Annotated in this window: 9 protein-coding genes and 1 pseudogene; 7 read left to right on the top strand and 3 right to left on the bottom strand. The window is 63.9% G+C overall.

Going from position 1 to position 11,911, the window contains the following annotated elements; all coding sequences use genetic code 11:
• Positions 1-35: 35 nt before the first annotated feature.
• A complete protein-coding gene (locus tag AC07UR_RS07470; protein WP_173421732.1) occupies positions 36-1,061 on the bottom strand; it encodes an ABC transporter substrate-binding protein in 1,026 nt (341 codons plus the stop codon).
• 466 nt (positions 1,062-1,527) lie between these two features.
• Between AC07UR_RS07470 and AC07UR_RS07465 the strand changes: the two genes are divergently transcribed.
• The 4 genes from AC07UR_RS07465 to AC07UR_RS07450 all read left to right on the top strand — a co-directional run bounded on the left by AC07UR_RS07465 (position 1,528) and on the right by AC07UR_RS07450 (position 5,039).
• Positions 1,528-2,343, top strand: coding sequence for a DUF3100 domain-containing protein (locus AC07UR_RS07465; RefSeq protein WP_173421731.1), 816 nt, complete (start codon positions 1,528-1,530; stop codon positions 2,341-2,343).
• A gap of 17 nt (positions 2,344-2,360) precedes the next feature.
• Positions 2,361-2,876: a hypothetical protein gene (locus AC07UR_RS07460; RefSeq protein ID WP_209789499.1), complete on the top strand. Its 516-nt coding sequence runs from the start codon at positions 2,361-2,363 to the stop codon at positions 2,874-2,876.
• A 63-nt stretch (positions 2,877-2,939) separates the two neighbouring features.
• Positions 2,940-4,097 (top strand): M20 aminoacylase family protein, encoded by a 1,158-nt coding sequence (locus AC07UR_RS07455; RefSeq protein WP_209789498.1) that lies wholly within the window; start codon positions 2,940-2,942, stop codon positions 4,095-4,097.
• Positions 4,098-4,121: 24 nt separating this feature from the next.
• Positions 4,122-5,039: a LysR family transcriptional regulator gene (locus AC07UR_RS07450; RefSeq protein ID WP_234941684.1), complete on the top strand. Its 918-nt coding sequence runs from the start codon at positions 4,122-4,124 to the stop codon at positions 5,037-5,039.
• Positions 5,040-5,058: 19 nt separating this feature from the next.
• On the opposite strand, the pseudogene AC07UR_RS07445 reads toward AC07UR_RS07450, so the two are convergent.
• Positions 5,059-5,957 (bottom strand): annotated as a pseudogene (locus AC07UR_RS07445) (LysR family transcriptional regulator).
• A gap of 102 nt (positions 5,958-6,059) precedes the next feature.
• Between AC07UR_RS07445 and AC07UR_RS07440 the strand changes: the two are divergent.
• The 3 genes from AC07UR_RS07440 to AC07UR_RS07430 all read left to right on the top strand — a co-directional run bounded on the left by AC07UR_RS07440 (position 6,060) and on the right by AC07UR_RS07430 (position 9,650).
• Positions 6,060-7,049 (top strand): zinc-dependent alcohol dehydrogenase family protein, encoded by a 990-nt coding sequence (locus tag AC07UR_RS07440; RefSeq protein WP_209789497.1) that lies wholly within the window; start codon positions 6,060-6,062, stop codon positions 7,047-7,049.
• A 153-nt stretch (positions 7,050-7,202) separates the two neighbouring features.
• On the top strand, positions 7,203-8,090 hold the full coding sequence (locus tag AC07UR_RS07435; RefSeq protein ID WP_209789496.1) for an NAD(P)-dependent oxidoreductase: 888 nt from the start codon (positions 7,203-7,205) through the stop codon (positions 8,088-8,090).
• Between the two features lie 15 nt (positions 8,091-8,105).
• On the top strand, positions 8,106-9,650 hold the full coding sequence (locus AC07UR_RS07430) for an aldehyde dehydrogenase family protein (RefSeq protein WP_209789495.1): 1,545 nt from the start codon (positions 8,106-8,108) through the stop codon (positions 9,648-9,650).
• Between the two features lie 77 nt (positions 9,651-9,727).
• On the opposite strand, the gene AC07UR_RS07425 is transcribed toward AC07UR_RS07430, so the two are convergent.
• A complete protein-coding gene (locus tag AC07UR_RS07425; protein ID WP_327795827.1) occupies positions 9,728-11,629 on the bottom strand; it encodes a methyl-accepting chemotaxis protein in 1,902 nt (633 codons plus the stop codon).
• Positions 11,630-11,911 lie beyond the last annotated feature (282 nt).

The following is an 11,911-nucleotide window of genomic DNA, read 5'->3' as shown; positions in this document are numbered from 1 at the left end:
CAGGCGGATCAGCAGCTCCGCCTGACTTAGCGCGCTTACTTGAAGAGCGCTTCGGCGTCTTCGATCGAAAGAGCGCTGGTGTAGGAGTAGTAGCCCGGCTTGCCGTCGACCTGCTTGGCGGCGTCCGCCAGGTTCTTTGAGTCGATGAACGGGATCGGCAGGTACATGGCGTTCTTGTACTGGCCGGCCGTTGCCGGTTCCTTCAGCTCCTTGCCCTGCAGCATTAGCACGGCGACGTTGAGCGCGCTTGCCATGACGCCTGGCGGGTTGACGGTCGCGCCGGAGTTCAGCTTGTCCTTGCTCCAGAGATCGATGAAGTCCTTGCGGATTTCGCCGGTCGCGGCGATCTGGCTGGCCTTGCCGGCATCCATGATCGACTTCCAGGCGCCTGCTGCCATGCCGTCCTGCACGACGACACCGTTGACGTCAGGATAGGTGGCGAGGATGTTCTGCATGGCCTGCTGGCCCTGTGCCTGGTCCCAGTTGGCATTGACCTCGTTGACCACCTGGATATCCGGATAGTCCTTGAAGACACTCTTGTAGCCGGCGACGCGCATCTCGTTTGCAGGGTGGCCGGCAACGCCGTTGATGGCGACGACCTTGCCCTTGCCGCCGAGCGTTTCGGCCAGCCACTTGGCACCGGAAGCACCCCAGGCCGTCTGGTCGATGCCGACATAGGTCGCATCCGGAGACGAGACCTCGGCGTCGGTGGCGATCACCAGGATGCCCGCTTCCTTCGCCTGCGCGAAGATCGGGTCGAAGGCCGTCGGGCTGTTGGGGTTGATGATGATGGCGTTGACGCCCTCGGCAATGAAGTTGCGCACATGGGCGATCTGCCCGGGCACGTCAACATTGGCGCTCTGGACGGTGACTTCGACGTCGACGCCCTTTTCCTTCCATTTTTCCGCAGCCGCCTTGGCCTCGTCGATCATTTGCGTGCGCCACTCGCTGCCGACCCAACCATTGGACAAGCCAATCTTGAAGGTCTCGGCATTGGCGAGCGAAGCGGAGATGGCGATGGATGCGACGGTGCCGAGTGCTACGGCGATAAGCTTCTTCATAAGATCCTCCCAAAATCTTGCGAGGACCATCAAGCCAGAAAATGTAATCGATTTCAATGGGGGTTTTCAGCGATTTTCGGTGAGTTTTTCAGGATTCTGGCCCTGAAACCGCAGGTGAGCGGATTTGGCTGCGCCGATCGGCCCGATTGCTGGGGAAAGCGGTTGTGCGTTTCAGGCTTCTGGTCCGGACTTGGTCGAATGCGCCCTTGGCCACGGCGGCGGCACATGCAAAAGCCAGAGCAGGCGAAAACCCGATTCGCATCCGCACGGCGCCAATGCAGGACTGCAACCATGAAATGACAGACAGGACGCGCGGCTTTTTCAAAGGCCGCCTTCAGCTCAGCGGCTGTTGCTGGAACTGCAACACTTCGTTGCTCGCCGACCGGCTAGCCGGAATTTGTCCTCAGCCCATAGTGTGAAATCTGGGCAAAGAACAACAACTGGTCCCCAACCAGAGGAGAACATCATGACCGGAAAACCCGGAGCCGCCACGGGCGGGCTCTATCTGCACGTCCTTGTGCTTGCGATCGTCATCGTCTGCGAGCTGATCGGCATTCAACGCCTGTCGATCGGCCTCGGCACCGTGATCTTCCTGCCGATCCTTTACGCCTTCGCGCTCGGCATCCTGCTCAATCCCGCCATTTTCAAGGCCAGCGCCAAATTCCTTTCCAAGGATGCGGTCAAGCTTTCCGGCGCCATGATCACCGTTGCGATCATGCCGTTCATCGCGAAGTTCGGCACGACGGTCGGGCCGCAGATCTCCAAGATCATCGAGGCCGGGCCGGCACTCGTGCTGCAGGAGCTGGGCAATCTCGGCACCATTCTCGTCGCTTTCCCGGTCGCCGTCTTCCTGCTCAAGATGGGCCGCGAAGCCGTCGGCGCCACCTACTCGATCGACCGCGAGCCCAATCTGGCGCTGATCGCCGATAAATACGGCCTCAACTCGCCGGAAGGTGCGGGCGCCATGGGCGTCTATGCCACCGGCACGCTGATCGGCACCTTCGTCTTCGCCATCATGCCGCCGCTCGTGCACGGCCTCGGCATTTTCGACGTGCGGGCGCTTGCCATGTCCTGCGGCGTCGGCTCCGGCTCGATGCTGGCTGCCTGCACCGGCGGTCTCGTCGCCGTCGTTCCCGACCAGAAGGACATCATCCTGGCGCTTGCGGCGGCCAGCAACATCCTGACCTACGCGACCGGCCTTTACGTCGGCATGTTCGTCGCCCTGCCGCTGACGGAATGGCTTTACAACAAGGCCCGTCCGTCCGACCGCAAAACAGCCTGATCGGGGAGACAGGAACAATGGCCAATCAAACCAACACCACCGTAAATCTTGCAGACGACCTGCCGCTTAACGCAGAAGACGAGCGCAAGATCGATGTCGTCAAGCATTCCGGGCTGCTGCTGATCGCCTGTGCCATCGGCCTCATCGCCAACTGGGTCGGCACCGGCACGTCGCCACTCGTCGCCCTGCCCGGCATGGCGGTCCTCTACATCGCCTGCATCATCGGCCTCGGCTTCGCGCGCTTCGTGCCCTTCTACCTGCCGAGCGTCGCCTGGGTCTCGCTGATCGCGATCCTGATCACCATCCCGGGCGTGCCGGGTGCTGCCTGGGTCAGCGAGCAGGTCGAGCACCTGAACTTCCTGGCGCTCGCCACGCCTGCGCTCGCCTATGGCGGTCTTGCGCTGACAGCCAGCGAATTTGCGATCGCCCGCCGATCCGGCTGGAAGATCGTCATTGTCGCGATCTGCGTGATGATCGGCACCTATATGGGCTCCGTCGTCGTCGCCGACCTGTTCCTGCGGCTCGGCCAGTAGGATAGAAACGAGGCCGGCTGCCTTGGCGGCCGGCCTTCCATTTGCAAAAACAGGATGAACGAGATGAGCCGCCACGACATCAGCCCCGACCGTATCGCGGAAACGATCGCCTGGCGCCATCATCTGCACGCCCATCCGGAACTCGCTTTCGAGGAACGCGAAACCTCGGCCTTCATCGCCGCCAAGCTTGCCGAATGGGGCGTTACCGTCAAAGGCGGCTATGGCGGCACGGGCCTCGTCGGCACGCTGTCGCGCGGCACCTCCCCCCGCACCATCGCCATCCGCGCCGACATGGATGCACTGCCGATCGTCGAGGCCAGCGGCGTTGCCTACGCGTCGAAAACTGCGGGCAAGATGCATGCCTGCGGCCATGACGGCCATGTCTCGATGCTGCTCGCCGCTGCGCGACAGGCGTCAGAGATGGAATTCGACGGCACCGTCCACTTCCTTTTCCAGCCGGCCGAAGAAGCCGAAGGTGGCGCCCGCGCCATGGTCGCCGACGGCCTATTCCGGGATTTTCCGACTGACGCCGTCTACGCGCTGCACAACTGGCCGGCGCTGGACGTCGGCACCTGCGTTGCCCGCGACGACGCGATGATGGCGGCCTTCGGCGTGTTCGAAATCCGCGTCACCGGCCGGGGCGCCCACGGCGCCATGCCGCACGAGGGCGCCGACCCCCTGGTGGCCGCAGCCCAGATCGTCACCGCGCTGCAGACGATCGCCAGTCGCAACGTCTCGCCGCTCGATGCCGCCGTTCTCTCCGTGACCCAGATCCATGGCGGCGACGCCTGGAATGTCATCCCGCAGGAGGCCATCATCCGCGGCACAACCCGTTGGTTCGCAAAGGACGTCGGCGACATTCTTGAAAAGCGCATGCGGACGCTGGTCGAAGCCGTCGCCGAAGGCCTCGGCTGTTCGGCCGATCTCGACTATCAACGCCGTTATCCCGCGACGATCAACGATGCCGCGTCCGCCGCCTTCGCGCGTTCCGTCGCAGCACAGGACGGCGCCCTTGTCGTCGTCGATGCCGCTCCGAGCATGGCCGCAGAAGATTTCGCCTTCATGCTCGAGGAACGCCCCGGTTGCTACATCTGGCTCGGTGCGCGCCGCGACGGCAGCAATCCCGGCCTTCATTCGCCGCACTACGATTTCAACGACGCGATCATTGCGCAAGGCGTTGACCTCTGGACAAGGCTGATCGCCTCGTCTCTTGGTCGTTGACCTCAAGCGGTTTCCGTCGCATCCATGACCACCATGGACGTGCTCGACGCGAAAGCGCTCAAGATTTTTATGGCGGTCGCCCGCATCGGCTCAATCCGGGGTGCTGCGGAACATATGGGGCTGGCGCCTTCGGTCGTCAGCCGCCAGATCGCCGACACCGAACGCGAGATCGGCCTTGCCCTGTTCGAACGCACAGCGCGCGGCACCGTCTTGACCGATGCCGGCGAACTGGTCCTCGAACATGGCAAACGTGTCCTTGAGGACAACGGCCTGTTGGCCGAGCAACTCGATCAGATCCGCGGCGTGCAGCAGACCCGCATCCGCATTCGTTGCGGCGAAGGGTTCATGGCAGACCTCGTCGAGCACGGGCTGTCGTCGTTCTCGAAGGCGCATTCCTACGTGCGCTACATCGTCGAACTCGGCAGCACCGAGGATGTGGTCGATGCCATCGCCAACAGCGACGCCGATATCGGTATCGCCTACACGCCGTTGACCGATCCGCGCATCCGGGCGCTGGCAATCGCGCGCCAGCCGCTCTGCGTCATCGTTCCGAACGGGCATGCCCTTTCCAACCGCACCGAGCTGAAGCTGGCAGACTGTCTGACCTCGCCCTGCGCCCTGCTCGGCAAGGGCAATGGCGTCACCCAGCTCGTCGCCCGTGTGGCGGCCGATGCCGGCATGGCGCTGGCGCCGCTGCTCGAAACACACTCGATCGAAGTGTTGCGCCGCTTCGTCGCCTCGGGTCTCGGCATCACCTTCCTGCCACGTGCCGCCGTCTCCGGCGAAATTGCCCGTGGCGCCATGCAGGCGGTCGATCTGGAAGATCCACTGCTGCGCGAGGCGAGCGCCCATCTGATGGTGCGCGCCCATCGGCGCCTACCGCTGTCGGTGGAAAAACTCGGCCAGCACCTGGCGCTGGAGATGCAGTCTTTTCGGGCCTGACACCGACAGGCAACCCCGTTCAGATCATTGCCTTGGGCAGGGCAGCTGCCAGAGCATCGACTGCCAGGCGAACCTTCAGCGGCAGATGCGATGTTCGCAGCCACAGGGCATAGTTGTCGAACACATATCCTGGCTCATCCTGCAACACTTCGACAAGAACACCGGCCCCGATGCGCTGACGAACGAGCCACGACGGCAGCCACGCCAGTCCCATCCCGGCAGATGCGGCATCCGCCACTGCCTCGAGATCGTCGAGCCGCAACCGATTGGCGGGCGTCACCTCCAGCGCCGAGCGACCATCACGCGGGAACAGCCAGGATGCACCCATCCCGGTCGGTTGTAGATGACGGCATGGTGGCCGCAGAGGTCGTCGATCTGTCGCGGGGCGCCGTAGCGCTCGACGTAAGACGGCGAAGCGCAAACGATCATGCCGTGGCTGGCAAGCCGGCGGGCGATCAGGCCTGCCCTGTCCTCCAGAGCGCCGGTGCGGATGGCGAGATCGTAGCGATCCTCGACAAGATCGACGATGCGATCGCCAAACGACAGCTCCAGCTCGAGCCCCGGATATTTGCGGGCAAACTCCGTGAGGATCGGTGCGACGCACCGCCGGCCGAGCAGCGCAGGCATGGTGACCCGCAGCCGGCCGCGCGGCTCGCCAAGCTGGTCGGCCGCAAGCGCGTCCGCGGCTTCCGCCTCCGCAAGGATGACACGGCAACGATCATAATAGGCGCGGCCGAATTCAGTCAGGCTCTGCCGGCGCGTGGTTCTGTTGATCAGCCGCACGCCGAGCCGTTCCTCGAGAAATCGAACATGCTTGCCGACCATCGGCCCGGAGAGATCGAGATCCTCCGCGGCGGCTGCAAACGAGCCGAGATCCACCGCTTTGACAAACACCGTCATGCTTGTAAGGCGATCCATAATTCGAAACTCCTGGTTTCTACTGTTCTGCGTAACCGATGATTTATCCGCATCAAACGGAAAGGCATAGCTTATTCAGTTCAGTCATTATGGAGTTAGAGCATGGCTCGCGTCGTTCGTTTTCATGAGCATGGTGGTCCCGAAGTCCTGCGCATCGAGAGTCACGATGTCGCCTTGCCCGCTGCCGGCGAGGTCCGCATCTGCGTCAAGGCCCTGGGGCTCAATCGCGCCGAGGCGCTGTTGCGCTCGGGCCGGTATATAGAAACGCCGATGCTGCCGTCCGGTCTCGGCCTCGAGGCCGCCGGCGTGATCGAGGCCATCGGCGACAAGGTAGAAGGATTTGTGCCGGGCGATGCCGTCAGTGTCATTCCGCCGATATCGATGGTCCGTTATCCCGCCTATGGCGAGCTTGTCACCTTCCCCGCCTCGCAAGTCGTCAAGCACCCTTCGTCGCTCAGCTGGGAAGCGGCCGCATCCGTGTGGATGCAATATCTGACCGCCTATGGCGCGTTGCTCGACATCGCCAGGTTGGGCAAAGACGATACGGTGGTGATCACCGCTGCCTCAAGCAGTGTCGGGTTGGCAGCGATCCAGATCGCCAACCTCGTCGGCGCAACGCCAATTGCCGTCACGCGGACCTCCGCCAAGAGACACGCTCTGCTTAACGCGGGCGCCGCGCATGTCATTGCCTCCGCGGAGGAAGACGTCGCGGGCCGGCTGAAGGAGATCAGCGGGGTTGAGGGCATCCGGGTGGTGTTCGACCCGATCGGCGGACCGATCTTCGAACCGCTGACGGAAGCGATGGCGCGCGGCGGCATTCTCATCGAATATGGCGGCCTCAGCCCCGAGCCGACACCTTTTCCGCTGTTTCCGGTCCTCAGCAAATCGCTGACCCTGCGCGGCTACCTCGTCCACGAAATTATCGGCGATCGCCGGCGACTGGAAGCGGCCAAGGCCTTTATCCTCGACAGCCTGGCATCGGGTTCGCTCAAGCCGGTAATCGCGAAAACCTTTCCGTTCGAAGAGATCGTCGAGGCGCATCGCTATCTGGAGGCGAACGAGCAGTTCGGCAAGATCGTCGTCACAGTCTGACGATCGGAGGCAAGCCCTCAGCAGTCGCCTGCCCCTTCGCATGCCGACGTTGCAGGGTCAGCAACGCAGTGTACCGGCAGCGCCGTCTACCGGCCCCAGAGACCCCGTGCCACCTTCTCAGCACCAAAACAAACGCTGAGGGTGAAACCGGATATGACGACGAAAGACACAGCCATAGGCGTGGTCGGGCTTGGAGCCATGGGGCTCGGGATGGCGACCACGCTCGCAAGCAACGGCTTTGCAGTAAAGGGTTTCGACCTTTCCGACAGCAGGCGGAATCTCGCCGCCGAAGGCGGGGTGACGCCGTGCGAAACGCTGGCCGACGTCTTTGCCGGCACTGAATTCATCGTCTTCTCACTGCCGACCGCCAAGGATGTCGCGGCTGTCGTCGAAGCCAATCTCGAAGCCCTGAAGGGTGCGGCGGACCGGGTCGTCATCATCGACACATCGACGTCGGAACCGGATGTTTCACGCGATCTTGCCGCCGGCCTGAACGCGCTCGGCCACGGCTTCCTCGACGCGCCCGTCTCCGGTGGCCCGGCGGGCGCGGCAAGCGGCAAGCTGACGATGATGATCGGCGGCAGTGACGCCGATGTTGCCCGCGCCGCTCCCGCTATCGACGCGATGTCGGCCAAGGCCCTGCATGTGGGCCCAAGCGGTGCAGGCAATGTCGCCAAGCTCGTCAACAACTTGCTGGCCGCCGCCCATATGGTGACGACGGGCGAAGGGCTGAAGCTTGCGCTTTCCGCTGGGCTCGAGCCAGAGCAGGCACTGAAGGTGCTGAACGCTGCCTCCGGCAAATCGATGATCAGCGACGTGCATTTCCCGACCTGGGTGATGAACGACCGCTTCGACAGCGGCTTCACCATGGGCCTGATGCGCAAGGACGTCAGGCTTGCAAGCGAGCTTGCGGCCCGTACCGGTGCCGCACTGCCGCTCTCAGTGGAGGTTGCCCGGCTCTGGGCCGAAAGCCCGCTCGACAATGCCGACGATTTCACCCGTATGGGCGCTTTCCGCCCTGCGGCCAATGACAACCGATAAGACCAGGGGAAGACGATGAACGACATGACCATGCCGGCCGGAAAGGCCGAGCGTATCCGCGAACTCTTCCACGGTTTCCTGCCGGGCAGTGAGATCGGCAGCTATGTCGACGGCGCGCTGGTGGCAGGCTCCGGACCCGAACAGGACCTGACGGACCCGGCAACCGGCTCTGTTTTCGCGACGTTCAAGGACGCGGGATCCGACGTCATCGATGCAGCGATGGAAGCGGCCACGCGCGCCCAGCGCGAATGGATCGCGATGCCGGCATCGGCGCGCGGCCGGGTGATGAACGAGATCGCCCGCAAGATCCGCGAGCGCGCCCCGGAACTGGCCGAACTTGAAAGCCGGTCAGCCGGCCGACCGATCCGCGACATCCGCGGCGAAGCGCTGCGTGTCGCCGAGATGTTCGAATATTACGCCGGCTGGTGTGACAAGCTGCATGGCGAGGTCATTCCGGTGCCGACCTCGCACCTGAACTATGTCAGGCACGAACCGGTCGGCGTCGTCGCCCAGATCACGCCCTGGAATGCGCCGCTCTTTACCGGCGGCTGGCAGATCGCGCCGGCGATCTGCGCCGGCAACGGCGTCGTCATCAAGCCGTCGGAGTTGACGCCGCTCAGCACGCTTGTGCTCGGCGCGCTTTGCGAGGCTGGCGGCGCGCCGCGCGGCTTGGTCAACGTCATCACCGGCGCCGGCCGGAGCGCGGGCGCTGCCATGGTTTCCCACCCAAAGACTGCGCTCGTTGTCTTTGTCGGTTCGGCTGAGGCCGGCTCGGCGATTGCCGCTGCAGCGGCGAAGAACGTCGTGCCCTGCGTACTCGAGCTCGGCGGCAAATCCGGCAACATCGTCTTTGCCGATGCCGATCTCGACCGCGCCATCGTCGGCGCACAGTCGGCGATCTTCTCCGGTGCGGGCCAGAGCTGCGTTGCCGGCTCCCGTCTCCTGATCCACCGCTCGGTGCATCAGCAGTTCGTCGAGCGGTATGCCCGAGCCGCCGAGCGCATTCCTGTCGGCGATCCCTATCTCGACGCCACCCAGATCGGCCCGATCAACAATGCCCGCCAATGGGCAAAGATCGACGAGATGGTACGCCAGGGCGTCGCCGAGGGTGCTACCCTTGCGACCGGTGGCAGCAAACCGGCGGCACTCTCGTCCTCCGGCGGTTTCTTCTTCGCCCCGACCATTCTCGACAACGTCAAGCCGGACATGACGATCGCGCGCGAGGAAGTCTTCGGCCCCGTCGTCGGCGTCACCGTCTTTGACGACGAGGAAGAGGCAGTCGCGCTTGCCAACGATAATCCCTACGGCCTTGCTGGCGCGGTCTGGACAAAAGACGTCGGTCGCGCCCACCGCATGGCCGCGCGGGTGCGCGCCGGCACGTTCTGGATCAATGGTTACAAGACGATCAGCGTCATGTCCCCCTTCGGCGGCTTTGGCCGGTCGGGCTATGGCCGCTCCAGCGGTCGCGACGCGCTGCTCGCCTATACCCAGACCAAGAGCGTCTGGGTGGAGACCGCGGAAAACCCGGCCGTGGTCTTCGGCTATTCGCCGGAGGCGTGACGGCAAATGAATGACTAAATAACAGAAGGGCCGGCGATTGCCGGCCCTTCGCTTTTGCTTCCGCACACCTTTCAGCGTCAGGCGGCGCGGCTCCAACTCTCGCGCGTTACAGCCCCTTCGAGCTTGAACTTCGCCAGCATCGTGCGCAGCTGACGGCTTTCTTCGGCAAGCGTTCCGCTCGCCGCCGTCGTCTCTTCGACCATCGCCGCGTTCTGTTGGGTCATCTGGTCCATATGATTGACCGAGGTGTTGATCTCCTGCAGCGCGGTTGCCTGTTCGCGGGCGGCCGTAGCGATCGTGTTGACGTGGCCGCTGACATTGTTGACCAGGGTCTCGATCTCCAGCAGCGCCTCGCCGGTCGAGCGCACCAGCGACACGCCGTTTTCGACCTCGCTTGCCGAGCTGTTGATCAGCGTCTTGATCTCCTTGGCGGCGTTGGCCGAACGCTGCGCCAGTTCGCGCACTTCCTGGGCGACGACGGCAAAGCCGCGCCCCGCATCGCCGGCACGCGCCGCCTCGACGCCGGCATTCAGTGCCAGCAAGTTGGTCTGGAAGGCGATCTCGTCGATCACGCCGATGATCTGGCTGATCCGATTGGACGAATCCTCGATGCGGCCCATGGCGTCGATGGCGCTGCGCACGATCTGGCCGGAGCGGCCGGCGCTGTCCTTGGTGGCGCGCACCATGTCGTGCGCCTCGTTGGCCCGCTCGGACGCGGTCCTGACCGTCGAGGTGATCTCGTCGAGGGCCGCCGCCGTCTCCTCAAGCGCTGCCGCCTGCTGCTCGGTGCGCTTCGACAGGTCGTTGGCAGCCGAGCTCAGTTCGGCCGAATTGTCGTTGATCGTGCCTGCCGCCGTGCGCACGTTCTGCATGGTCGAGCGCAGGGTCACCATCGTCGCGTTGACGTTGGTCTGCAGCTCGGCAAACGCACCGTGGAATTCGCCGCGCATGTTCTGCGTCAGGTCGGCGTCCGCAAGAGCTGCCACGACACGGCGGACTTCGTTGACCGTGAGGTCGACGCTCGACACCAGTTCGTTGACGCTGGCGGCGAAGCGGTTGAGGTCCTCGTTGTCATAGTCCTTGGTGATCCGGCCGGTAAAATCACCGGCAACGGCGGAGGCAACCACGAGGCTGATATTGGACTGGAGGTCGCTGCTGCGCGCGTGCAGCACCGCCTCCTGGGCCTTCATATTGCGCATGCTGATGGCGTTCTTGCGGAAGACCTCGACGGCGCGGGCCATTTCGCCGATTTCGTCGCGGCGGCCAACGTCGGCACCCTCGCCATCGAGCTTGCCGTCTGCGAGCTCGCTCATGATCGAGGTCAGCGACTGTACCGGAACAACGATGCCGCGGCGCGCGACGAGCAGGCTGACCGCCACACCGAACACGATACAGGCACCAGCCGCAGCCAGAAGGATCGTCATCGCGACGGAGGATGATTCCAGCGCCTCGGCGCGGGCCGTCGCCAGCGCGTCGCCGGAATAGGTGCTGTAGACCTTGACGGTCGAGGTCACTGTCTTCTGGGCCTCGAGCGCCTTGTCGAGGGCTGCCTTGACCGCCGCCGCATCCGCGCCGCTCGAGCCGGCCACGGCGATCATCGCCCGGATTTCGTCGAAATAGCTGTTGAGCGTCGCGCGGATATCGTCGAGCAGCTTGATCTCGGTCTCATCGGCCACGGCCTGGATCTTCGTCAGGCGGCCGAGCATCTCGGAGGCGCGCGTCTCGGTCTCGGTGCCGAACTCGGACGCCTTTGCGGGCGTTGCCGCCAGCTGATAGGTCATGCGGCTGATGGCGATGATGTCGACCCTGAGGTCCATAGCCTCGCGCGCCGCTTCTTCACGGGCGCCAACCTCGACGATCGTCGTGCCGAGCGACGAGAGCCCGCGCGCGCCGGCGAGCGCGATCAGGGTGGAGGATAGGCCCATGACCACGACCACGAGGCCGACCTTGGTCAATATCGATAAATTCTTGAACGCCACTGCCGTGACTCCTGTGATGCCGCGATCGCGCTGGTTTGCTGGACATGGTCGGCCAAACCGGCGGGAGGAGATCCGGAGTGTTGCGCGCGCTCCGTGGGAGGAGGCGGAGGTTCTGAGCGCACCGACCGAAAGATACTTAGTAATTTCGAATTTAAATTAACGTTAAAACAGAAATACAAGGAACGGCACGACCAGGACGCGCATGCGGCGAAAACCGCTTACAAACGCAAAGCGGGCGGGCGATTGCTCGCCCGCCCGCAGACCACCGCAGCAGTCTTGGGA

It is taken from the genome of Ensifer sp. GW821-FHT05G01 (genome assembly GCF_059419585.1).
This window is presented reverse-complemented; position numbering and strand designations above follow the sequence as displayed.